Genomic DNA, 23,581 nt, shown 5'->3' on the forward strand with positions numbered 1-23,581 from the left:
AGAAACTAGAGGATGCCCATATCTTTTGCTTTCTGCGCAGCCTCTTTGCTGCTCTTGCCGCCGAGCTTCTTCAGGATGTTTCCGACATGCACCTTGACCGTGCGGATCGAGACAACGAATTTGTCGGCAATCTGCGTCTGCGTATGGCCCTTCTCGATCAAATCCAGCACCTGCACCTCGGTTGGCGTGAGCAGATCGCGCAGCTCCTTCACCCGGACCTCATGCTCCAGCTGCTTAAGACGGCGGAATTCCTCCCGCATCTGCTCCGCCACACTCGGGTGGATGGCGCTTCGATTCGCATAAGCACTGCGGATCATCTGGGGAATCTCCGCGAAGTTCGACTTCACCATGTAATCGACAGCTCCGGCCTTGAACGCCTCGAAGATCATATCCTTCTCTTCCATCGAGGACAGCATGATCACCCTCGCTCCGCTGCACTTGACGATCTCGGCCGCTGCCCAGAGACCCTCCGGGCTGTCAGACATCATAATGTCCATCAGCACGACATCGGCCTCCAGCGTCTCCAGCAGCTTGACGGCCTCTACGCCGCCGGATGCCGTGGCCACGACCTCCATATCCTTCTCCTTGCGCAAATAGCTTCTAAGTCCCGCCAGCCATTCCGGATCATCCTCTACAATGACGACGCGTATGACTCCGTTATCATCCATAGTGCTCACCCCCTTTTCAACTGCTGCGTTGACCCTCGACATCTACGGTACGGATCTTCTCATTCCCAGGCTTCGGAAACTGCATAAATACGCTCGTTCCCTGGCCCGGCTTGCTGTGAATGTTCATCGTGCCCTTATGCTTCTGTACGATGGCATAGCAATAGGATAGGCCCAGCCCAAAATTCATTTTTTTGCCGTTCTTGGTGGAGTAGAAGGGATCGAATACCCGCTTGAGCTGATGCTTCTCCATGCCCAGACCGCTATCCTTCACCTCAATGACGATTTTACGCTTCGTTTCCGAGATTTTGACGCTCAGCGTTCCTCCCTGGGGCATCGCCTCCAGCGCATTCGTCAGGACATTGGTCCACACCTCGCCGAGCTGGGCGCGATCCGCGATCAGCCGCCCCGGGTAGGCGTACAGCTCATTGACTTCGATTCCGTGCATCTCCGGTGCGAGCATGTCCAGGCATTCCCGCATCAACTCGGCGGGAAGTATCTCTTCGGTGCGCAGCGTGACCTCCTGTGTCTGCCCCTGGATGCGATAGATCATATCGTAGATATGCTGCGAGGCCTTCATGATCACCTCGACATCGCGGGTCAGCTCCTCGGCATTCGTCAACCCGTCAGCCGCATCGAACTTGATCTTCTCACCGAACAGCCGGATCTTCCCAACATCATTCTTAATCGCGTGGTTCAAGATCGAGGTTCCCGAGGTGATCGCACGGAGCGTGTAATCGAGCTTCTGGTTCTGAATCGAAATCTGAAGCCCCATGAACCCATAGCGGAAGCTTGAGCCTACAATAACCGCAATCGTAAAGGCAATCAGAAACGTATTGTACCGCCAGTACTCATGCATGCCGAAAAACGTAGGCAGCAGATACAGCGTGAATAAGGCAAACAGCAGCGTAGGAACAGCTGCCGCCGTGACAAGCATCCGGTTACGGCGCAGGAACGAATTGCGCTCCTGCAAGGTCACCGACAGCAGCAGCCCGATCCCTGCGAGAATATAAGGTGTCGCCCATACCGTCACATACCCGTATGGAATAGGATCTCCGGGCTTGGCATCAAATAACAGTGAGCCGGCTACAGGCACAAGCAGAGCGAGCGGCAACCACTTCCCCCGGCCCCAGAGCGGATAATTCGGGTGGTAGACCAGAGCGAACATCAGGAATGTATAAGGAAGTCCGTAATAGCAGATCAGAGACGACGTAAGCTCGGCACGTCCGAGCACGTAGGCCGCCGGCTCCGTCAGCCAGCCGCGCTCCGCAAAGGCCGGGACCAGATGATCCGCAATCACAGCCGATAGCCCCCCTGAGCCGCCTGTAAAAGCTATGCTGCTAATCCAGCGGGTCGTGGAACGTTTGGGATCTGTTAAAATCAGCAGCAGACCGATGGTCCACAGACCGACGAGCACAAACAGCACGAGCGATCACTTCCGTCCTAGGTATATTCCTGCCTGAGCTTCTCCAGCTCCTGCTGGCCCCGCTGCGCCCACCTGCTCAGCCGGTCCAGCCGTTCGTATTCGCGCTCCAGCGCCTGCAGCAGCGATGCCTTGTAATCCGGCACTGCACCGCGATATGGAGATACGGTCTGCGGTGGCATTAAGGCGATCTCCTGGTAAGCGAGCGCACGACGCTCATGAAAAAATGGCACATCCGGGTCCATCGGATGATGCAGATTCCCTTGCTCGGGATGCCCCGCCACAGCCAGTATGCGTACGGCAACCTTGCCGCTGTTCATCAGCTCGACGATTTCTCCGATATATTCGCCGGTTTTATACGAGGCTTTGACTACATCCCCGGGATTCCAGGCTTGCATGGACATCGGTTTTCCATCCTTTCCTTGGGCAGATGCCCGATTATTGCTGGAGCAGCCATTCCCGCAGAGCGGGGACACCCTCCATCCGGTAGCGCTTGCGCAGCACGCGCCCATGATGCGTTTCCACTAGGCACGGCACGCTTTCGATGCGCCATTCGCGCGAAAGTTCCCGGCAAAGATTAATATCCGCGATCCCAAGCCGCAGCCCGGGCGTCATCACCGCGACTACGTCAAGCATCCGTCTGGCAGCCTGACAGGTTCCGCAGAAGGGGGTATACAGGAGCACATACCGGGGACCTTCCTTGTGCTCGCTGATGCTGAGCACACGGTCCTCACCCAGCAGCTCCCGCTCGGTCCATTCCGGCAATTTCAAGCGAAATCGCTCCCTTTTACTAGATTGATGGTTGCTTACCGCTGGACAAATCGGTATGATGGAACTATATTGACCACAGGCAGGTGTTAAATCATGTCAGAGACGAACCAACCGGAAGAACCGCGCAAAATCAGCCTGGCCGAAGCTATGAAGCAGAAGCTGGCCCAGAAGAAGCAAGCTCAAGCCGATGCCAAGAACAATCCGCAGCAGCGGGCCGGCAGCGACGCCACCATGCGCAGCCAGAACAACAAGAAACCGAACAACCAGCGTCGCCGCACAGGCGGAAGCTAATCGGGCCACAGTTGTGAAAGAAGGATGAGGATCTCCCGCCGGGAGGTCACTCATCCTTTTTCTTGTTGTCAGCCTAGCTGTCGGTGTATGCGGCGACCTCTGACCGGCACCTGCCTCCGCAGCATAGAGGGCCGGCGCTGTCTAGACGCGACTGGCCCCCTGCGTGGATCGCTCCGCATACCGAACAGGCTTCCGCCCCCGGCAGGAAGCTCGCTAGGCTCACTAAGGGGTGCGTCCGTTAGGCGTAAGCAAGCTCGCGCTGGCGCTTGATGTCGTCATTCTCCAAGTATTCGTCGTAGGAGATGACCTTGTCGATAAGTCCGGTCGGCGTCAGCTCGATGATCCGGTTCGCTACCGTTTGGACGAACTGATGGTCATGCGAGACGAACAGCATCGTGCCGTCAAAATCGATCATTCCGTTGTTCAGAGCCGTGATGGACTCGAGATCTAAGTGGTTCGTCGGCTCGTCAAGCAGCAGTACATTGGCTCCGCTCATCATCATCTTGGAGAGCATGCAGCGGACCTTCTCGCCCCCGGACAGCACGCTTGCTTTCTTCAGAGCTTCCTCGCCCGAGAACAGCATCCGGCCCAGGAAGCCGCGCAGGTACGATTCGTCCTGATCCTTGGAGTATTGGCGCAGCCAATCCACCAGGCTCACATCATCCTGGAAGTAAGTGGAGTTGTCCTTAGGGAAATAGGCTTGAGACGTCGTGATCCCCCAGCTGAATTCGCCGGAATCAGCCTCGATCTCACCCATCAGAATTTGGAACAGCGTCGTTTTGGCGATCCCGTTCGGTCCGACCAGGGCGATCTTATCGCCTTTATTGATCGTCAGGGAAATATCATTGATAACCACTTGACCGTCGATCGTTTTGCTGAGGCGCTCGATCGTCAGCAATTGCTTGCCCGCTTCGCGCTCCGGCGTGAATTTGATAAACGGATATTTACGAGTCGAAGGCTTGATGTCCTCCAATTGCAGCTTCTCCAGCGTTTTCTTCCGGGAGGTCGCCTGCTTGGACTTGGAGGCATTGGCGCTGAACCGGCGGATAAACTCCTCCAGCTCCTTGCGTTTCTCTTCGGTCTTCTTGTTCTGCTCGCGGACGAGCTTGAGCGCCAGCTGGCTGGACTCGTACCAGAAGTCGTAGTTGCCCACGTACAGCTGAAGTTTGCTGAAGTCGATGTCCGCGATATGCGTACATACCTGGTTCAGGAAGTGACGGTCATGGGATACGACGATAACGGTGCCTTCATAGCGGGACAGGAAGTTCTCCAGCCAGCGCACCGATTCGATATCCAGATGGTTGGTAGGCTCATCGAGCAGCAGAATGTTCGGGGTGCCGAACAACGCCTGAGCGAGGAGGACACGGACCTTCTCGTTGCCGTCGAGCTCCTTCATCTTGAGATCATGCTGATCCTTAGGAATACCTAGACCAAGCAGCAATTCCGCCGCATCGGATTCGGCTTGCCAGCCGTCGAGATCCTGGAATTCGCCTTCCAGTTCGGCGGCCTTCATGCCGTCTTCCTCGGAGAAATCGGCTTTGGCATACAGGGCATCCTTCTCTTCCATGATCTGGAACAGGCGGGTATGTCCTTTGATGACTGTTTTCAAAACTTCAATTTCATCATATTCATAATGGTTTTGCTTCAGGACGGCCATACGCTCGCCCGGTGTGATGCTGACTTCCCCTTTGTTCGGCTCCAATTCTCCTGCGAGAATTTTGAGGAAAGTCGACTTGCCTGCGCCGTTGGCGCCGATCAGGCCATAGCAGTTGCCGGGCGTAAACTTGATGTTTACGTCCTCGAACAGAGCCCGTTTGCCGTATCGTAAGGTGACATCGGTTACCGTAATCATAATTTGCTGACCCACTTTCGGTTATAGACTGAAGCGGCACCCTGAAATTCCATGCGCTTCCAAACGTTAATTATACCATAACAAGAGCTTATTTCACACGGAAATGTTGCGACCGCCGTTATTTATTGCCCGCGATCGATTCGACCAGCTCCGACAGCTCCGACCATCGCTCCATCGCCTGCTCCAGCTGCTCGGTAAGCGTCTGCTCCTCACGGAACAAATCCTGTACCTTGCCGTAGTCGCTGCCAGCCAGCTCGATGTTCCGCTTCACCTGCTCAAGCTGCTCCTCCATTGAGGCAATCCGCCCTTCGATCTCATCCCATTCCTTCTGATCCTTGAACGAGAGCTTCTTGGGGCGCCCCGTGTCGCGCTTGCCGTCTGCCTGCTGCGCGGCTTGTTCAGCCTGCCCGGATGCTGCCGGAGCGGACTTGACGGAACGGGCCGCATCCGCTTCCTGCTGACGCTCCAGCTTCGTCTGCTCCAGATATTCCGAGTAATTGCCGTAAAACTTGCGTACATGTCCCTCGCCCTCGAAGACGAACAAGTGATCCACCGTCCGGTCGAGGAAGTACCGGTCATGGGACACGGTGATGACAACACCAGGGAAGTCTTCCAGATACTCTTCGAGAATCGTGAGCGTCTGGATATCCAGATCATTGGTCGGCTCATCGAGCAGCAGGACATTGGGCTCGCCCATCAGCGTGCGGAGCAGATAAAGCCGGCGCCGTTCGCCGCCTGACAGCTTGCCGATCGGCGTCCATTGCTGGGAGGGCGAAAACAGGAATCGCTCCAGCATCTGACCTGCGGTAATCGCCTCGCCGCTGGCCGTCCGGATCACTTCGGCCGCTTCCTTGATATAGTCGATTGCCCGCTGCTTATCATCCATTTCTACATTCTCTTGCGTGTAGTAAGCCAGCTTCACGGTGGTTCCTGTGTCAATCTGGCCCTCGTCCGGTTCCAGTCTTCCCGCCAGCATATTCAGCAGGGTCGACTTGCCGGTTCCATTCGGCCCGATGATGCCGATCCGGTCCTCCGGCAGCACGATATAGCTGAAGTCGCGAATCAGTCTGCGCTCGCCGAAGGATTTGCCTACGTCCTCGAGCTCCATGATCTTCTTGCCCAGCCGGCTTGCGCCGAGCGACATATCGAGCTGGGCGGACGGTCCACCGACCTTGCGGTCGCGCAGCTCCGTGACACGGTCGATTCTCGCCTTCTGCTTCGTCGTACGCGCCTTGGCGCCGCGCCGGAGCCAAGCCAGCTCGCGGCGAAGCAAATTCTGCCGCTTATCCTCCATTGAGGCTTCGCGTTCCATCCGCTCGGCCTTCTTCTCCAGGAAAGCCGCATAGTTGCCTTCGTAGCTGAACAACTGTCCACGGTCCAGCTCGAACATCCGGTTCGTTACGCGGTCAAGGAAATACCGGTCATGCGTGACCAGCAGCAGCGAGCCCTTCCACGCGCTCAGATAGCCCTCCAGCCATTCGACCGTCTCATGGTCGATATGGTTGGTAGGCTCATCAAGGATGAGCAGATCCGCCGGCTGAATCAGCACACGGGCCATCGCAACCCGCTTGCGTTGTCCGCCGGACAGCGTGCCGACGCGCTGCCCGAAGTCGCGGATCCCCAGCTTGGAGAGTACGGTCTTGGCTGTCGTCTGGGCATCCCAGGCCCCTGTAGCGTCCATGCGGGACTGTGCCGCGAACAGCTTGGACTGGCGCTTCTCGTCCTCCGGAGCGAGCTGCAGCTCGGCCAGCGCCCCCTCGTACTCACGCAGCGCCTTCATCAGTGGGGTATCCCCATGAAACACCTGATCCAGTACCGTGGAATCCATGTCGAATTCCGGCTGCTGGGGCAAATATTCCACATGGAAATGATTCGCATGCGTTAATTTCCCGCGCTCAGTCGACTCCAGACCTGCCATCACGCGCAGCAAAGTCGATTTCCCCGTCCCGTTGACGCCGACAAGACCGATCCGCTCCTTCTCGTTGATCTGGAACGCGATGCCGTCGAACAGCACCTTCTCGCCATAGCTTTTATATAAATCGTCTACCGATATAATATTCATGGACTTTCCCCCTTTCTAAATACTAGATGCTGAGCGGCCGAGCAGCCTGCTCCTTCGAGGAGACGCCGAGCCGCTGCTTCGTCGCTTACTCCTGCGGGTAGCCCGGTGCAGGCTCCTGTACGTAAGCGGCTAGCAGGGCGGCCGTGTGAACGATCGCCTGCCGATGCGTCCGCTCCATCGCGTGAGACGCGTGGACGCCGGGACCGATCAGCGCCGCCCGGATGTTGCTGCCCCCGCGCAGCGCCGCCGAAGCGTCAGAGCTGTATTGCGGGTATACGTCCACCACATAGGACAGCCCTTCCCGCTTGGCCAGCTCGATCAGCCGGGACGTCATCGCATAATCGTAGGGGCCCGACGAGTCCTTGGCACAGATCGAAACATCGAGCTCCGTACAGCTCAGATCGTCGCCCATCGCCCCCATATCCACCGCAAGCAGTTCGGCGATGTCACCGGGCAGCCAGGACGCCCCGTGCCCCACCTCTTCGTAGGTGCTGAACAAAATCTTCAGCGGCCGGGCCGGCTTGACACCCTCCCGCGCCAGCCCTTCCAGCAGTCCGAAGACCGCCGCCACGCCTGCCTTATCGTCGAGGTGACGCGACTTGATATAGCCGCTCGGCAGCAGCTGTACCCGGGGATCGAAGGATATGAAATCCCCAACCTCAATCCCCATCGCCCTGACATCGGCTGCCGTCTTGACCTGCTGGTCCAGCCGAACTTCCATGACCGCTTCCTCGCGCTTGAAGTCGCGGGCGTCGGCGTAGACATGCACCGACGGCTTGGTCGTCATAATCGTCCCCGTGTATGTACGGCCGTCACGCGTATGGACCGTGCAGTACTCATTCTCCACGGAACCGAGCATATAGCCGCCGATCAGCGTAAAGCGCAGCGTACCGCCCGGCTTGATGGCTCTAACCATGGCGCCGAGCGTGTCCACATGAGCGCTGAGTCCGATAGCAGGACCGCTTTCTGCGCCATCTATCGTCAGAATCCCATTGCCCTTGGGCGTGAACTGCATCGCATAGCCAAGCTTACCGGCTTCCTCGGAGAGCAGACTCATGATCGCCCTCGTATACCCGGTCGGACTCGGTGTTTCCAGCAGCTTCTTCAAGAGCTCCACGATATAATTTTCATTAAGGGTCATTCCCATTTTCCAGCCTCCTATTTGATTCGCCGCCTACATTCGTGTAAGCTTTGGAATGGATTTGCATAAGGGCGGACACATCGCCCATTCAGGAGGAATACGATGTCAATCGAAGCCGAAGCATTACCACCCAAAACCTGTACCATCGACCGTATGATCACCGTCGAAGCCGACGTGGACAAGGTGCTCAGCGGTCTGAAAACGTCAACCCGCCGCAACGGACGCTACGCCGATCCCGGTGAAGTGATGGAGCTGCGCGGTCAGCGCTTTGAGGTAACCCGCGTATACAGGCAGACGCTAGGCGATCTGACGGACGAGATCATTCAGTCCGAAGGCTACCCGACCGTGGAAGCCTATAAGACGTACATCACTTCGCTGCACGCCGGCATGCCTTGGCTGCCGCAGATGAAGGTTTGGGTTCACGAGTTCCGGGCTCTGTAGGCCTTAACGAGACTGAGCCCGCGTCTCTTTATTCCCTGCAACTGAAAACAGTGCAGCGGGACAAGCCGCCTGGGTCCGGCTTACCGCCGGGCCGCATGCGGCCTGCCCGCTACACTCTGTTCGCCCGCCCATTTTCCCCGCATGGAGGTCTTAGCACTCATGTATACCTGGCTTGTCTTTATTCACGTCGTCAGCGCGATGGTATCCATCGGACCATTTTTCGTACTGATGCCGATGCTCCGCAAGCTTCCGGCAGCCGAGGGCGACCGGCTCGAGGCTTATCTGGACTCATTTACCTTTGTCGTCAGGCTGTCCAAGCATACGGGACATGTGCTGGTCGCATCCGGCTTGCTCCTGATGTGGATCGGCGGCTACCCGTGGACGACACCTTGGATTTTCGGTACCTTCGTCGTTCTGTTCGCCTCGCTGTTATTCATGGCGCGGGCATTCTCACCGACGATACGCCGTCTGCGCCAGCCCGGACACGATCGGACCGCGCTGGTCCGCAAGCTAAGCCGTTCGCTTTATCTGTATTTGTTCGTGCTGTTTGTCATGCTGGGGCTGATGGTGATGAAGCCTGCCTTATGGTAATCAAGGGCTTGTCCCGCTCGGATCAGCTTTCGAAATCGACGCAAACGCTCGTGCCGTCAAGCACCTGCTTCATGTGAGCTTTAACCCCAACGTGCAGCGGGTGGTTGTCGTACACAGCCAAGTCAGCCTGGGAATCAAACTTGGTGATCAGAGCGATATCGTACGAACGTTCGGAATGAAGCACATCCAGCCCGACCTCGATATGGCGCAAAACTTCAATCTTACCTTCCATATTGCGCAGCACATCTGCCGTAGCTTGTACGGCTTCTGGGCTGCGGTCCTTCAATTTGAAAAATACGACATGCGTCAGCATCCTAATCATTCTCCCTATTTGTGAATTACTTGCCTACAGCTGCCGCCGACCATTCCTCGACATTCCATACTTTCGTTACCCAATCTTCATAGAAATCGGGCTCGTGGCAGACGATAATGACCGTTCCTTTAAAGGCCTTCAGCGCCCGTTTCAGTTCTTCCTTCGCGGCCACATCCAAGTGGTTCGTCGGCTCGTCAAAGGCGATCCAGTTACTCTCCCGCATCTGCAGCTTGCACAGGCGGACCTTGGCCTGCTCACCCCCGCTCAGACTGCTGATCGGACGGGTGATATGGTCATTTTTCAGACCGCAGCGGGCTAGCGCCGCCCTTACCTCGTGCTGATTCATATGGGAGAATTCGTTCCATACGTCGTCGATCGGCGTCAGGCTAGGTGCCTTCACTTCCTGCTGGAAATAGGACGGATACAGATAGTCGCCCAGGTACGTCTTGCCGCCATAAGGCGGGATAATGCCGAGGATCGTCTTCAGCAGCGTGGACTTGCCAACGCCATTGCACCCTACAACCGCGATCTTGTCACCGCGCTCGACGGTAACATTCATCGCGGGCAGCAGCGCATGGCCGTAGCCGATCTCCAGGCCCTCGCCTTCGAAGACGATGCGGCCGCTGGCACGGGATTCCTTGAATCCGAAGGTCGGCTTCACCGCTTCCTCCGGGCGTTCGATGCGTTCGATGCGCCCGAGTTGCTTCTCCCGGCTCTTGGCCCGGCCCGACGTGGAAGCGCGCGCTTTATTGCGCTGGATGAAGTCTTCCTGCTTCTTAATGTACTCCTGCTGTTTCTCATAGGCGTCGATATGCTGCTGCTTGTTCATATCCGCCATCTGCAGGAAGCGCTCATAGTTGGCGGTATATCTCGTCAGCTTGGAGAACTCCAAGTGGTAGATGACATTGACCACTTTATTCATAAATTCCGTGTCGTGAGAAATGAGCATGAACGCATACGGATAGCTCTGCAAATAACGGGTCAGCCAATCGATGTGCTCGATGTCCAAGTAGTTGGTCGGCTCATCCAGCAGCAGAACCGTCGGCTGCTCCAGCAGCAGCTTGGCCAGCAGCACCTTCGTCCGCTGCCCGCCGGACAGTTGAGCGACGTCGCGGTCCAGTCCGATCGCATCCAGCCCAAGGCCGTTCGCCATCTCCTCGACCTTGATGTCCAGCAGATAAAATCCGCTGTTTTCCAGACGGTCCTGGATCTCGCCCATCTCTTCCAGCAGCCGCTCCAGCTTATCTGGGTCGGCATCGGCCATCTGTTCAGCGATCAGATTCATTTCCTTCTCCAGCTCGAACAGCGGCAGGAATGCATCCTGCAGCACTTCGCGCACCGTCTTGCCGGGCGTCAGCTTCGTATGCTGGTCCAAATAGCCGTAATGGACCTTCGGGGTCCATTCGACCTTTCCCGAATCTCTGACCAGTTGCCCAGTCAAAATGTTCATCAGCGTCGACTTGCCGACGCCGTTAGCTCCAACGAAACCCACATGCTCCCCGGGCAGCAGCCGGAACGAAACGTCCTTAAACAACACGCGCCCGCCGAAACCGTGGCTTAAATCCTCAACCGTTAACAAACTCATGGAAGTTCCGATTCTCCTTACTCACGCTATCATTGACAATTCATTATAGCATTTACCTTACGCACGAATCCAGAGAGATTCATGGATATGGCGACTAATTCCGAAAGGGAACTGCAAGCCGCGGATGCAAAACACGGTGTACGATCAAAGAGATCCGTACCTGAAGGCGGTTGAGCCCTGTCCTCCCCCGGTCCATCGGGCGCAAGGCGACAATACTGGCATTATCCGGGGCTGGCCCCTCCAGCGTCTGTGACAACAGCGCATCGCAGAGGGTTTGAACATCGTTCCCGCGGCCGTTCGCCTCCAGCAGCTCTTGGGACAGGCGGGCGGCAGTCAGCGGACCGTGCAGACCGTCGCTGGACAGCATGAACAGCGTGTGTTGATCATACAATCCGCATCGGACATCGACTCTGGCCTGGCCTGCCATGCCAAGATAGCGAAGCAGCACGTTCCGCCTGGGGTGCCTGTCCGCCGTTGCGGCAGACATCAGGCCCAGCCTTACTTGACGGGCTACCCAGCTATGATCACGCGTCAGACGGCTGATCCGCAGCTTGCCGGGGTTCAACCTGTAAACCCGGCAGTCGCCGATATGGAAGATCCAATAGACCGAATCGCACAACAGCAACAGCGTGAGTGTCGTGCCCTGTCGCTGTCTGAGAGTTCGGACACGTCCGCTGATCGTATCATGAATGGTTTGAATTTGCAGCAGTGCGGACTTTTCCAGAGCGTTCCATCTGTCCCTGCTGTCGAGCACCCCCGGTAAGTCCCGCTCCATCCAGGTTCGCAGTCGGTCCAACGCTTCATCCGCTGCAGCTCCTCCGTCAGCCAAACCGCCCATCCCATCTGCCAAAGCCGCCACTGCGTAAGGCAAACCCTTCTTGGTCAGCCCCATGCGCAGCAGAGAGCGGTCATCGTTTAAAGTACGCTGCCAGCCGCTATGCGTAGCCGCGCCGTACTGCCAGTGAACAGCAATTGTTGTTTTCAATAGGTTCATAGCTCCCAGAAGGAAATTAGCGATACAAGCTTGCTTATAACCTTATCATACCATCTCCGCCGGCCAATTGTTACGATCCGGACATTTAGATGTAAATAGGCGGGACTTCCTCTCTAGACAGATGAAATCTCATGGACAAAAGAACTCCCGTAGAATCACAGCCGGATTCCATGGGAGTCGTGAAGGTTTACATTTAAATTTCAGATTCGATAATCAAATGAACTACTCGCAACAGGAAAAGTCCCAGTACGCATCCATTCAATAGCCTGCAATACCAGTGGCGATGAATTACTAGAGGCTACTTGATCAAGAGCAAGCCAAATAACATTTTTTGAATCTTGCCCTTCAAACGATTCAATGGCAGTAGATAGCTCTTCCGAATCAACATCTACTTCATATAAAATTGCAATATGATGCAAATTTTCTATTGTATGATCTTGTAATGTCCACATCACAGAAAAATCACAGACACCACTATGTTTAAGTTTTCGAACGTTATATCCCGTTTCTTCTCGAAATTCTCTTATGATTCCTTCCTCCAAGGATTCCATCTTTTCTAGCCGACCACCTGGTAAATCATACTTTCCTGTGTAGGGACCTAGGATTTTTCGAATAACTAAAATACAGTTATCAGCCACACAAATTCCTTAAACCCCGATATGTCGATAAAAATTGTCATTGTTATCTGCCATTCTACTCTCCATACATAAAGAAAATGAGTTCTCGCTTACTGCGATCATCAAAAGCTGCTGCGAGTCTCTTTAAGTCCTTCAAATCATACGTAACGCTCTGAAATTAGGAAGAGAGAAAAGGACGCTTCGGCACTTGAATACCGAACAGCCTGTCGAGCAGTTCGGAGGCGATCACCCGGTGCCCTCCCACGTCCGGATGGATGCCGTCTCCATACCGGAAGCCGGGATCGGTATCCCGTCCGGCACGAATATACGCCAGCACAGGGTCGTGAATATTCACGACATCCGCACAACCTGCCTCGGTCTTCAGAGTCAGCACCCAGTCGGCGTAACGGCGCAGCACTTCCTCTGAGTAACGGGCATACGGCTCCAGATAGCTGTACGCGGCTCGGTTCTCGTCGCTGATAGCCTGCACGCCTTCACTCACGGAACCCGGGTCGAACGGCGGCGGTGTCACCGCGATCACCTGGGCGCCTGACGCCCGGATCTGCTCCACGGCGCGGAGATAGCCTTCCCGGTAGGCTTGGAACCGCTCCTCAGCGTACGGGTAATAGATGCCGTCGTTCATGCCGTAGCAGAGGACGACCCAGTCGGGCTGAGCGATGCTCAGCACCTCGCCCAGACGGTCGTGCAGGTATGGCCGGGGGCCGGGATGATCCGGCTCGCTCAAACCGGACACCGTCTCGCTGCTGCGGCCGTCGTTGATCCATGCAATCGCCAGCTCCGGCAGCTGCTGACGGACAGCCTCCTGCATGCAGGTGATATAGGTGCCGTCCTCGGTGATGCTGTCCCCGAGAAATTGCAGGCAAAGCTTTCCGTCTCCACCCTTCGTGGAGATCAAATGCCCTGATCCGGGCTTGTCCATGGTCATGCTGCCTTGCCTCCTAGTCTAAAGTCCTTCGCTCAGGGCAATTCCTGCAGCGTCTCCGCTCCAGTTCAAGCACAAGAGTTTTCACCTCGAAGCCGCCAAGTTGAACATCCAAGGCGATTCCAAGCGAAGGCACCTGCATGGTGGTTGCGCGGGACTACCGGTCTGCTCGAACAGGCGCATGATGTAGTTCACTCCACGCTCCTCCTGATTGGCCCTCGGCAGGAAGCTGTCTTGAAACATAATCGGCAAGTGTCCGATCGGGTACGCGCACTAGTCGGTTCCTCGCAGCAGCGCGCCCTTTACGCCGGATAAATCCGCCTCTCTGCCCGTATCCATCAGAGCGAACGAGCGATCTCCTGATTGAAGGCATGGTTATCCATTCTCCACAGGTTCTCATTATCCTTCATAACCAGCGGTACAAATGCATTCGGTTTAAGGCGCGAAACGTCCGCCGCATATTCGTCCAACAAGTCAATGTTAAAACGCGCACCCAGTCGTGCTTGAAGACGAAGCGGCCTCCACCGCTCGATCTGGCAGTCGAAGCGGTTTATGGATGACGGAGCCAGCTCCGCTTGGAAGACGACGCGCTTGCGCCAGTCTGAATTCAGAATGCTCAACTCCTTCTCCGTATTGGATGGCAGGCGGACCCTATCCCGGTAACCCCTTCTAAATACGACAAAAAGGCCAACCAGCACTCTGATTAACCTAATGGATGAAGAAAACTAATGGAGTTAACTATCTAGCAGATGTTCTGTGGGGTCATGAAGCCTCAAGACACCCCAGTGCGCACAACCGGCCTTACAGCCAATATGTTCGCGATTAGAAAAACACGTGGTGCCCGCCTGCTCAGGCAAAAAGCCTTAACGACTCCAGCCGCAGCGTCCACATGGCGCACTTCAATCCTGCGTTGGGTAATTTCATGATCCTTTCCGATATACACGATTTCAACCGTACGACCTACGAATTTCTCCACCAGACCTCGCCTCCAAATAGGAACATTCGTTTGTATACTAATCATTATATGCAAACAAACGTTCTCTATTCAACCGGTAAAAAACTCCTGCTTAAAGTACGCGTACACTCCCCATTTCAGCAGGAGTTGAAGCTTCTACCGGGAATTACGCAGCGAAGTGACTATCTGAAAATTACAATTAACATTCGAAAGCTTGCTGATCCATTGAAGGGAACCTACGCTGTCGCTCTTAGTCTGATGTACGAACAAAACGGAAGTACAACCAAGCCCGCTCTTGCAGAAGCAAGGAAGCGGGCGTCAACGAAAAGCTAAGCAACCTAATCCATCCTCATCGAGGAAATACCGGTCCGGACGGGCCGCCAACGACCGAATCTCTTGCTTCGCAGGAGCATGCTTAGTCACGTGTCCGGTAAGTAAACTCTGTCGTCACAATCGAAATCACATCGCCGTTATTCAAGAGATGCGTTTGATAAGGTATCAGCAGCTCGCCGTTCACACGTGTTCCGTTGCTGGAACCGAGATCTTTTACCATCACTCCACCCTGTTCCCGGACGAGCTCGGCATGCATGCGGGAAACCCCCGCTTCCTCCATTACCCAGTCAACCTCCGTTCCCTGCCGTCCGATAAGAATGCTGGCCTTGTTAAGTGGAATCTTCTCCGTCTTGCCTTCCCGGTACGTCTCCAGATACGCATCGCGGAGAGCAGCTTCCGTGTGCGTGCGGGAAAGCACAACCGTTGCGTCAGGCCGTCGCAGCAGTGTCGTCCGTCCGTCCAAACCTCTCCCCTGTCCTCGACGCTCGACTCCTCCCGAGACATCAGCCGACTCTCCATAGAGACTGGTTTGGTTAGTGGACTGGAGGGACTCAGCCGCCGAGGCCATAAGTCCTGCGCTTTCCAAAAAAGACACAGAGTCGGCCAACGGACCGCTTGTTGGGAATGGATGATCCGAAGGACGGCCCCCTGTTCCTGACAACTCCTGGCCAAGCTCTCCATGATAGCTGTACAGAGGCTTGTTCATCTCCGGCCCATGACCCGGAAATGACTGGGATAACTCCGATGCAAAATCAGACTCCCGGAATGACTGTTGCTGCTCCTGCTCTAACAACTGCCGTCTGCGGACTATTCTCTGCAGCAGGCCCATGCCGATGCCGACGATCACGACAGATCCTCCTGCGCACAGATATAGCCACTGCTCCTCCGGCTGATCCGCATACTGCTTCCACAGCAGGCCGAGCGCCAATATCATAGCCAGCACCACCGGCAACCGCCGGGAGCGAAAGTCCAATCCCTTGGCCGACTTGGAGCTTGCCGAAGCTTCTGATGGCCCCGCTCCTGAGCCGATTCCGGCCACTTGGCCGCCCGGACCGCCCGTGTCCAAGTTGTGAGATGGCTGTGGGGGATCCGGCGACAGTTCCCATGACCTCAAGGCGAACTCTTCCGAAGTGGAACGGGATACGGGAGATTCATGAGGTGGCCAGTGGCCGGACGGTACAGAAGACCCTTGTGGAGCTCGGCCCGCCGGACGTACAGGAGGAACAAAGCCTGCGTTCCAATGCCCCTCTCCCGCCTCTCCCTTCATATTTACTGCTGCCATTGGACGCTGATCTCCTGAACTACTAGCACTAGCCAAGCGCTCAAGCTGCCGGTTCACCAGTTGCTTCAGCTCCGGCAGATTAAACGATTCCTCCTGCAAAAACCGCATCAGCTCCTGGAAGCCGCTCCCTCTAAGCTCGCTGACTCGATGAATCCATCTGGATGCCAAATGCTGCAAATCGGCGGATACGCTATTTTTACCCTCCAACTGCTCTTTGGGTAGATAAGTAAAGTAAAGCTGATCCAGTCCCTCCCCGACAAAAATAAAGTCTTCCTGCAGCACGAACCGGCCCGGCTGCAGCATATTCATCGCACTGTCCGCCAGCACCTCCACCACCTGCAGCAGCAGCAAATAATATTGCTCCATCGTGATGGGGTCCATGCGCAGGATTTGCGCCAGCATCCGCTTTCCCGATACCTGATAGTACAGCGTACAATTCCCGTCCCTCGCCTCCAGCCTAAGCTCCAGCAGTCTGGGAATACGGTTCGCTGTCAGCATCCGGAGCTGGAATTCGGACAGCTCTTCGCGCTTCAGTCCCCCTTCGGCCGATATTGCCATATCAAGCCCGTATTGCTTAACGAATTCGACCTTAAGGCCGTACAGCAATTGACTCACTTTCATTCACCTCGCCCATTTTGGATCATCCCTAGCCTAACTCTACGAGCTTCCCAGGTTGTAATGACTCATGCTCTCAACGTGTAATAAGTACACAGGCCTTCTAAAGGAACTCCTTCCACGCCAAAAACGAATAAACGGCCCCCGGAAGGACGGCCCACATGAACGGAAAGCGCAGCCGCTCCTCTTCGTCTGACGGCTTCAGAAGCGCTGTTAGATCGCGAAACAGCCATAACCTCATCAGGATGCCGAAGATACCCTTGAACCTCTGCAGCCGGTCATGCCTCCATAAGAAAACCGCGCAGGCGATAAAGCCTGCAATACAGAGCGACACTGCCATCGCATACAACGTAAAAGCAGCTCCTGTAACTGCTCCCACAGCCGCAAACAGCTTCACATCTCCAGCCCCTACACCCTTGAGCGCATACAGCAGCAGCATGGGTACAAAGCCCGCCGCCAGTCCAAGTGCTGACCAGGTCAACCCTTCCCAGCCCGAGACTATCGTATGTCCGATCAGCCCCGCTCCTGCGCCACTCACCGTAAGCCAATTCGGAATGATCCGCTTGCGTACATCTGTCGCAAAAGCAACGGCAAGCAGCAAGCCTGCAAACCACCAGTCCATGTGTTACCCCCCAATCCATGCCCGTTCTCTTGCCTGCTTCCTCAGCACGAACGTACGCTTGTAGAACGGCAGCAGCAGTGTGTATTCGTATTGCGCCTCAATCACAACCTCCGTTGACATTCCGCTGTAGAAATCAGGCAGTACCACATCCGTTACCTTGAACTTCTCCTTCCGTAAGACGGAGGTATCTGCGAAGCTTGCAATCCAAGGCGTTGCTGCTTCTGCCGTCTTTCGCCGCAAGGCCTGCTTCCACTCGCTCGTCTGCTCCCCGGCGGCTGTCTCCAGCTCAGTTCGGAAATCCTTCTCCCAAGCCATGATCCGAACGATCGGCTCTGGAATAAAGCGTCCGTAGTCCTCAACGAACGTTTCTGCATCCACCACCCTGGAGCGAGCCGCCTCCGCCTCAGACACTGCCTTGTCCAACCAGATGCCGGGCTTGCTGGAGGCCCAGCGCTGACGGGCCTCTTCATACAGCTGCTCCACCGGGTACAGGTTGGCCGCAATCACCTTAGCTGATTCCGACACAGCCGACTGAAGCGCCATATCAGCCTGGGCCAGACGGATCACCGACACGAACAGCATCAGCAGGGATACGAATAACGGAAGTACGAGTGCAGCCTCCAGCACGATGCCCCCTTCCGGCGATCTCGCAAAGCGCATGATCCTTCTCTCCTTTCTGTCTGGCCTTCTCTCAACAGTCAATAGCGGAAATCAGCCGACTTCGTCAGCAGACAGCGCGAGGCTTCCTGACCGCAACCTCCGAAGCCGTCCGCTCCGAGCGAACGGATAATGCTGCCCATAAACCAAAACTTGAATGAAACCGTCGCCTGTCCGGAAGCGTATGTAGAAGCCGCAGCCAAATCAATGCCTGTATTGTGGTGAATCAGCGCCTGCATGCGCGACAGAAGCACACTTTCCCGGCTGTGCAGCAGCAGAAAGACACGCAGGTAATCCCTGTAATTCAGAGTGATCTCGGAGGTCAGCTTGCGGGACAAGGCAACCTCTTCCCCTTGGATCAACTGAGCCATGTCCTGCTGAGCACGGACTGCACCCTCCGCTACCGCTGCGAGAACAACAAGTAGCGGGGAGCCGACGGCCAAAGCCTCATTGCGGGGCTCCAGCAGCGCTTCGGTTGTGTTGATAGCTAGCCGGAAGGCGAACATCTCCGCATAAGCCAGTGAATAATTGCCAGCACAAGAGCTGGCCCCATAGATTAAGTACTCGATCTCCTGATTAGTCAACGGGTGCTTCTCCGGGCGGGACAACTCCTTGGAGGTGCGTGGTGCACCGGAAGCGTTTTTGCCCAGTCCTAGTGTACGGTAGCTGAACTTAGTCACTGCGTACTCATCCACATAGAACTCGTCCCGGAGATCCGTAAGCAAACTCTCCAGTCCAGATACAAGCTTGAGGGCGCCTAGCCCAGCCTTATCCGCTTTATCCAGCGGAACACTCGGTATGGCATCCGCTCCTGTAGGAGCTTCATTTCGCTCCATATAGCTCTTGAATAACCCTTTGGCCTGCGGTGTCTGATGGTTTCCCTCTAATTCTTGATAGATCCACTCGAAAGGATCTACGCCACTGGTCACACTACAAGCACCCAGCCCCTTCTTGACTTCATTCAGAATAGCTTCCGTCTTGGTACGCTGTTCCCGCTTAGCCGCCTGAATGCTGCGCTGGCTGGACTGTTGGCTCGTCACTGTCGGTTCCATCCGGCTGGCTGTCGCTTCGATTGAGCTTTGAAAGCCTTCGAGCGCTTTCAGCGTGTTGGTATATTTCTCCTTCGTAAACCAGATGCCGTCATTCATCTGCGCATTGAATCCGGAGAATTGTGCCACCGCTCCGACCACATCGGCCCGCCACGTTTCCAGCTCCTGCCGGCCTAGTACCTTAACCTGGGCGTAAGTCTGATTTTCCAGCTCAGCCATCGCATGTGAACCCTCACCTGTCGGACCGCCTCCGCGAACTTTGACCAGCTCTTCCTCTACGGCTACGTTAGCATCAACCGCAAGCCGGTGAGCTTCCTGAAAGGCAGCCAAAAGCGTCTGAAGTCTGCTCAGATCCACCGGCGTTTTCGTGCGAATAATCGTCAAAAGCTCCGCATAACGTGCAAAGTTCTTCAGAAGCTCCTCATAATCTGAAGCAAGCTGCTGTGCTTTGCTATACTCCCGACTGAGCTGCGACCTCGTTTGACTGAGCTGAATAATAGTTGGAACGGCAGCCGGACCAGCTTTAGCAAGCGCAGCGATCGAGGCGTCGATACTGCGCATATCCCTATCCAGGCTTTTGATCTGTTCCTGTGCCTTTTGCAGCGACTCACGGACATTCTCCAGGGTATGTATGCCGATTTTGGAGCTAAGCTCGTCCAGGTCGCGCAGTTGAGTCCTGTAAAAGGGCGTGATGTCCGCAGCACGCTGGCGGATTTTCACAAATTCCTCCCAGGCTTCGTCCAGACGGCTATCCCGCTCCTCCAGCAGCTTTTCTAAGCGGGCGGCATTTTCTCCAAATCGCGAAGCTTGACCCAGATTGGAGGCAAGACCATTTCTCTTCCATTTATCCAGCAGCTCCAGCGAGTAGCTGAGCGGCGCTCTGTACTTCATCTCCTCTAGAATATGGCGCTTCAAAATCTCGTGGTTGGACAAGGGATACATGGCCGTCACCTTGGCGGCGCTCGCCTCCTTTTCCAGCTTCTGCTCAATCCAGGCGAATCGTTCTCCCTCCGATGAAGTGGCCAGATTCCCTTCCACCGTTTCTATGAAGATTTCGCTCGGGTCGCTCTCTCCCTTCGTATCCAGGGCGAACAGACCGTACGTCTGCAAAGGTATTGAATACCCTGCCATTACGGAACGAACGCCCGCCTTGACCGCAAGCTCCGCCTGCTGATCCGCCGTCCTCCAGCGCAATACATCGACCAATAACCCCAATAACAGCAGCAGCGGCAGCAAAATGAGCATCAGATAGACGGATACCGCGCCGTCTTGCCGCAGTAACCAACGGCTGCGCCTGGACATGCTTCTCCTCCTTCCGGGCTTATTCATGAATCACGATAATAATGCCGTTACGTTCAATTTCCCTCCTAAAGGATGCCGAAAGCTTGACCTTATCCTGTTTGTTCGTCTTGAAGAAATGCCAAACCACACCTTTGACCTTCCCGCTCTTGAGCAGCTCGATATCCTTGGGAAGCTGTTCCTCAAGCACTTGTTTTTCTTTAAAATTAAAGTAGGCTTGATGGGCGACTCCCGAAGCATCCAGTGCGTCGACAAGTCGCGTCCTTTCAGAAGAGACTTTAATAGGTTTCTCCTTTCCGTTGACCAGTTTGCGAAGATAATCAGCAGCCTGATTATGATTGGTAATAACGGGCTTCTTAGCCGGCCCCGTCACCGGCTCAATCATCAGCTCCAGCGCCGCCTTAGGCTTGATTCGCCCTTGTATCTCGGATATGAAAGTTCGAGTCAGATCCGTCAGACGGATCGTTTCTACCGGATCGATCACATGTGAGGACGTGCCTGCATGAAGCTGGGAGGAGCCTTTAAACCAATCGTGGGCAAAATCCGGCAACCGTACGGTTCGCTCCAGCGAAGAGCGCACAACTCGGAAAAGGCCGTAGTGCTGGTAAGACAATCCTCCTTGCAATTCACTGCCCAGTTCGCCTGAGGCTCTCTCCAGCTTGCCTACGGCTCCGTTAGCTGCATTCGTCCCTTTGCCGGCCTGCGGCAATTGCACCCGGATCGGCTCGAAGGGATGGAGCACATTAAACCATTGTGACACGCCATCGGATGCTATCCTCCAATAAAGTCCATCGCTTGCAGTAGGGTGAACGGCACCCGTTACATAATTTTTGCTGCTGTTGTCCCATATGTAAGCGGTACGCTCCGCGGAACGTCCGGCATTGTAATACAGACTAGACTGCTGGTAGTAGTACACCGCCACCGCCAGCAGGACGAACGTCGCCAACAAAATAACCGGTAGCGTCATGGCCGCTTCCAGTGTAATTTGGCCGCTGCGCTCCCGCCAGAAGCGGGGGCGGGGTTTGGAGAGGTGAGGCTTTGTTAGCATCACTTGGAGGGCTTTGGACTTAATGAGTCCCCATCATTCCGGATACTATCTTTTTCGATCTTTAGTTGCTCATCTGCCTTGTTGAAAAGCTCTCCCAACCACTTCATGATCCATTTTCTGAACGCTATCGCAATAATTATGAGCACCGCAATAATCAACAAAATCTCCAACGTGCCGAGCCCGTCTTCTTCCTTCCAGAACCGAAGCCAAGCTTCCTTAAGCTGTTTCCCCATCCCCATATTCAAGTTTCCTCCTCAATATGTTTATCTGTTTAAATATCCGCCTTCCTTGCCCTGCTATCCGGCCATCATCAACGCAGGCACAGCTACGATGACCATAACGACAAAGAAAATCAGCACCATCGGGAACACCAGCTTCGACGAGGCTTCCTCGCCCAGCGTCTTGGCCAGTGCCTTGCGCTTGTCCCAAAGGGTCATGGACAGCTCGCGCAGTGAGACGAGCATCTCGTCGCCCCCGCGTTTGTAGTTCAGCATCAGCGTCGTCGTGAATAGTGTCGTTTCCTGCAAGGCGCACCGCTTGCTGAACTCTTCCATCGCCTTGGCGAACGAGACATTCATCTTCAGCGCATTGGCCACTTCACCGAGTTCCTGGCGGAGCGGGTTCGTAGAATCAGCCGTTCGCTCGGATATTCGAACGATCGCCTGCTGTACCGTTTCGCCTGCACCAATAAGCAGCATCAGTTGATTCAGCGCTTCCGGCAGCTCGATCAGCATCTCCCGTTTCTTGCTCAGCAGCTTTCCCTGCTCTTGCTTAAATAGCACGAAGGGAGCTGCCGATGCGCATAACACGCCGTAAAGCAGCAGCTCCGGCTCATCCTCCAGCAGCGCACCGGTCGCTATAAAGAACGCCACGCAGCCATACATGACAAGCAAAGCACGCACCGTAAACCAGCGCGTACGTGCCAGCGCCTGTTTGGCTCCGTGCAAGCCAGCCATAATCTGATGAACCCTATGAAGCGGCTCGCTGAGCTTGTCGGAGAGTTCCAGGCGTTCCATAACCGTGAGAGCTGCGGCCGCCAGCCAATACAGCGCATCGCTCGGCTTGAGCTTCCAATGCTCCTCCAGCCAGGGGGCATATCTGCGATGCGACTTAGCCGCTATTGCCGGGATAGCTCCCGCTTGTAGGAGCAGCATAATTAGCATCCAGGACAATGGCTCACACCCTTATTTTCATAATGTTGCCGATCCAGGACCGGCACAGCCACAGTACGCCAAGCGCTCCCGTCATCACGAAACGTCCGGCTCCTTCGTAGAGCGGCTCCATATAATCGGGTGCCGTCCAGGCCATCGTAGCCACAAAAAACACCGGAGCTACGGACAAAAGTCTGGCCTCGAATTTCTTTTGAGCCAAAGTGACAGCCAAATCCTGCTCGATATCCAGCTTTTCCTGGATCAGCATGGACGTTCGCCTTACGACCTGCACCAAGCTGCCTCCCGTCCGCTTGCAAATAACGAACACATCGGCAAACTGGCCGATTTCGTCCAGACCGGCACGCTGGGCAAAGCCGAGCAACGCCGATTCTATACTTTCCCCGTTATCCAGTCTACGGTTTAAAATCTCCAGCTCCCGGATAATCATTGTCGAAGGATCGGGATACAACAGTCTCAGGTCCTGCATGGCTTCCCGAAAGGCACTCTCAATGGACTTGCCCGCCCCGAGCGATGTGGAGACGGTCGATAACAGCTGCTTGAACTGAATTTTGAGTTGGGCCTTCCGGCGCTCGAGCAAGCTTTTGCGTAGCATCGCAGGAAATAACAGCCCTCCCGGCAGGGATAGCAGCAAAGCAACCGGATGCCGGAAGAAAATCCAGGCCAGGCAGCCAAGCAGTGCTGCTCCCACACAGATAGCCAGAACTTGCTGCTTAGCGCTTAACTCCAGCTGTCCGTAATCCGTAAGTACCCTTGCACGCACTCCATGCCCCTTGTCTTTGCCAGGAAAAAGCGCTATCTGCCAGCGCCAAGCGGCTTGTAAGCCTGCCCATCGTCTGGCCTTCATTCATCTGCCTCCCTAT

General features: G+C 55.5%; 25 protein-coding genes. 4 read left to right on the forward strand and 21 right to left on the reverse strand.

Annotated features, from left to right (window positions below; all coding sequences use genetic code 11):
* Positions 1-5 precede the first annotated feature (5 nt).
* The 4 genes from WMW72_RS11660 to WMW72_RS11675 are packed head-to-tail and all read right to left on the reverse strand — an operon-like array spanning position 6 to position 2,859.
* On the reverse strand, positions 6-668 hold the full coding sequence (locus WMW72_RS11660; protein ID WP_341415640.1) for a response regulator transcription factor: 663 nt from the start codon (positions 666-668) through the stop codon (positions 6-8).
* A gap of 16 nt (positions 669-684) precedes the next feature.
* Positions 685-2,091: a sensor histidine kinase gene (locus WMW72_RS11665; protein WP_341415641.1), complete on the reverse strand. Its 1,407-nt coding sequence runs from the start codon at positions 2,089-2,091 to the stop codon at positions 685-687.
* Positions 2,092-2,108: 17 nt separating this feature from the next.
* Positions 2,109-2,492 carry a kinase-associated lipoprotein KapB gene (gene kapB / locus WMW72_RS11670; RefSeq protein ID WP_423227537.1) on the reverse strand — a complete coding sequence of 128 codons (384 nt, stop codon included), beginning with the start codon at positions 2,490-2,492 and terminating at the stop codon, positions 2,109-2,111.
* A 34-nt stretch (positions 2,493-2,526) separates the two neighbouring features.
* Complete coding sequence (locus tag WMW72_RS11675; RefSeq protein ID WP_341415642.1) at positions 2,527-2,859, reverse strand: thioredoxin family protein; 333 nt, start codon at positions 2,857-2,859, stop codon at positions 2,527-2,529.
* A 93-nt stretch (positions 2,860-2,952) separates the two neighbouring features.
* Here WMW72_RS11675 and WMW72_RS11680 point away from each other — a divergent pair, with 93 nt between their 5' ends.
* The gene (locus tag WMW72_RS11680) at positions 2,953-3,150 is read left to right on the forward strand and encodes a hypothetical protein (protein ID WP_341415643.1); all 198 of its coding nucleotides are present in this window, start codon (positions 2,953-2,955) and stop codon (positions 3,148-3,150) included.
* Between the two features lie 238 nt (positions 3,151-3,388).
* Here WMW72_RS11680 and WMW72_RS11685 read toward each other — a convergent pair whose 3' ends face one another.
* The 3 genes from WMW72_RS11685 to WMW72_RS11695 form a co-directional block, all read right to left on the reverse strand.
* Positions 3,389-5,002: an ABC-F family ATP-binding cassette domain-containing protein gene (locus WMW72_RS11685; protein ID WP_341415778.1), complete on the reverse strand. Its 1,614-nt coding sequence runs from the start codon at positions 5,000-5,002 to the stop codon at positions 3,389-3,391.
* A gap of 118 nt (positions 5,003-5,120) precedes the next feature.
* Positions 5,121-7,064: an ABC-F family ATP-binding cassette domain-containing protein gene (locus tag WMW72_RS11690; RefSeq protein ID WP_341415644.1), complete on the reverse strand. Its 1,944-nt coding sequence runs from the start codon at positions 7,062-7,064 to the stop codon at positions 5,121-5,123.
* An 85-nt stretch (positions 7,065-7,149) separates the two neighbouring features.
* On the reverse strand, positions 7,150-8,211 hold the full coding sequence (locus WMW72_RS11695; protein ID WP_341415645.1) for a M42 family metallopeptidase: 1,062 nt from the start codon (positions 8,209-8,211) through the stop codon (positions 7,150-7,152).
* A gap of 96 nt (positions 8,212-8,307) precedes the next feature.
* Here WMW72_RS11695 and WMW72_RS11700 point away from each other — a divergent pair, with 96 nt between their 5' ends.
* Both WMW72_RS11700 and WMW72_RS11705 read left to right on the forward strand, forming a co-directional pair.
* Positions 8,308-8,646, forward strand: a complete 339-nt coding sequence (locus WMW72_RS11700) for an ASCH domain-containing protein (RefSeq protein ID WP_341415646.1) — start codon at positions 8,308-8,310, stop codon at positions 8,644-8,646.
* A 159-nt stretch (positions 8,647-8,805) separates the two neighbouring features.
* Positions 8,806-9,237 (forward strand): hypothetical protein, encoded by a 432-nt coding sequence (locus WMW72_RS11705; protein ID WP_341415647.1) that lies wholly within the window; start codon positions 8,806-8,808, stop codon positions 9,235-9,237.
* Between the two features lie 22 nt (positions 9,238-9,259).
* On the opposite strand, the gene WMW72_RS11710 is transcribed toward WMW72_RS11705, so the two are convergent.
* The 6 genes from WMW72_RS11710 to WMW72_RS11735 form a co-directional block, all read right to left on the reverse strand.
* Positions 9,260-9,550 (reverse strand): Dabb family protein, encoded by a 291-nt coding sequence (locus WMW72_RS11710; protein ID WP_341415648.1) that lies wholly within the window; start codon positions 9,548-9,550, stop codon positions 9,260-9,262.
* 25 nt (positions 9,551-9,575) lie between these two features.
* Positions 9,576-11,135 (reverse strand): ABC-F family ATP-binding cassette domain-containing protein, encoded by a 1,560-nt coding sequence (locus tag WMW72_RS11715; RefSeq protein WP_341415649.1) that lies wholly within the window; start codon positions 11,133-11,135, stop codon positions 9,576-9,578.
* Positions 11,136-11,229: 94 nt separating this feature from the next.
* Entirely contained in the window at positions 11,230-12,120 is an 891-nt protein-coding gene (locus tag WMW72_RS11720) for a PP2C family protein-serine/threonine phosphatase (protein ID WP_341415650.1), read from the reverse strand.
* A 209-nt stretch (positions 12,121-12,329) separates the two neighbouring features.
* Positions 12,330-12,767 (reverse strand): NUDIX hydrolase, encoded by a 438-nt coding sequence (locus WMW72_RS11725; RefSeq protein ID WP_341415651.1) that lies wholly within the window; start codon positions 12,765-12,767, stop codon positions 12,330-12,332.
* A gap of 157 nt (positions 12,768-12,924) precedes the next feature.
* On the reverse strand, positions 12,925-13,692 hold the full coding sequence (locus WMW72_RS11730; RefSeq protein WP_341415652.1) for a GDSL-type esterase/lipase family protein: 768 nt from the start codon (positions 13,690-13,692) through the stop codon (positions 12,925-12,927).
* A gap of 335 nt (positions 13,693-14,027) precedes the next feature.
* Positions 14,028-14,309 carry a hypothetical protein gene (locus WMW72_RS11735; protein WP_341415653.1) on the reverse strand — a complete coding sequence of 94 codons (282 nt, stop codon included), beginning with the start codon at positions 14,307-14,309 and terminating at the stop codon, positions 14,028-14,030.
* A 269-nt stretch (positions 14,310-14,578) separates the two neighbouring features.
* On the opposite strand from WMW72_RS11735, the gene WMW72_RS11740 reads away from it, so the two are divergent.
* Entirely contained in the window at positions 14,579-14,977 is a 399-nt protein-coding gene (locus tag WMW72_RS11740; RefSeq protein WP_341415654.1) for a hypothetical protein, read from the forward strand.
* 82 nt (positions 14,978-15,059) lie between these two features.
* Here the strand turns inward: WMW72_RS11740 and WMW72_RS11745 are convergent, their stop codons facing one another.
* The 8 genes from WMW72_RS11745 to WMW72_RS11780 all read right to left on the reverse strand — a co-directional run bounded on the left by WMW72_RS11745 (position 15,060) and on the right by WMW72_RS11780 (position 23,565).
* Positions 15,060-16,880 carry a DUF6382 domain-containing protein gene (locus tag WMW72_RS11745; protein WP_341415655.1) on the reverse strand — a complete coding sequence of 607 codons (1,821 nt, stop codon included), beginning with the start codon at positions 16,878-16,880 and terminating at the stop codon, positions 15,060-15,062.
* Between the two features lie 97 nt (positions 16,881-16,977).
* The gene (locus WMW72_RS11750; RefSeq protein WP_341415656.1) at positions 16,978-17,496 is read right to left on the reverse strand and encodes an A24 family peptidase; all 519 of its coding nucleotides are present in this window, start codon (positions 17,494-17,496) and stop codon (positions 16,978-16,980) included.
* Between the two features lie 3 nt (positions 17,497-17,499).
* Positions 17,500-18,156, reverse strand: a complete 657-nt coding sequence (locus WMW72_RS11755; protein WP_341415657.1) for a TadE/TadG family type IV pilus assembly protein — start codon at positions 18,154-18,156, stop codon at positions 17,500-17,502.
* Between the two features lie 38 nt (positions 18,157-18,194).
* Positions 18,195-20,504 carry a hypothetical protein gene (locus WMW72_RS11760; RefSeq protein ID WP_341415658.1) on the reverse strand — a complete coding sequence of 770 codons (2,310 nt, stop codon included), beginning with the start codon at positions 20,502-20,504 and terminating at the stop codon, positions 18,195-18,197.
* Positions 20,505-20,523: 19 nt separating this feature from the next.
* Positions 20,524-21,549, reverse strand: a complete 1,026-nt coding sequence (locus WMW72_RS11765) for a TadE/TadG family type IV pilus assembly protein (RefSeq protein WP_341415659.1) — start codon at positions 21,547-21,549, stop codon at positions 20,524-20,526.
* Entirely contained in the window at positions 21,549-21,788 is a 240-nt protein-coding gene (locus tag WMW72_RS11770; RefSeq protein WP_423227538.1) for a Flp1 family type IVb pilin, read from the reverse strand. The genes WMW72_RS11765 and WMW72_RS11770 overlap by 1 nt, the downstream gene beginning before the upstream one ends.
* Positions 21,789-21,845: 57 nt before the next feature.
* On the reverse strand, positions 21,846-22,703 hold the full coding sequence (locus WMW72_RS11775; RefSeq protein ID WP_341415660.1) for a type II secretion system F family protein: 858 nt from the start codon (positions 22,701-22,703) through the stop codon (positions 21,846-21,848).
* Positions 22,704-22,725: 22 nt separating this feature from the next.
* Positions 22,726-23,565: a type II secretion system F family protein gene (locus WMW72_RS11780; protein ID WP_341415661.1), complete on the reverse strand. Its 840-nt coding sequence runs from the start codon at positions 23,563-23,565 to the stop codon at positions 22,726-22,728.
* Positions 23,566-23,581: the final 16 nt, after the last annotated feature.

The organism is Paenibacillus filicis (assembly GCF_038070315.1).
Taxonomy (GTDB): domain Bacteria; phylum Bacillota; class Bacilli; order Paenibacillales; family NBRC-103111; genus Paenibacillus_G; species Paenibacillus_G filicis.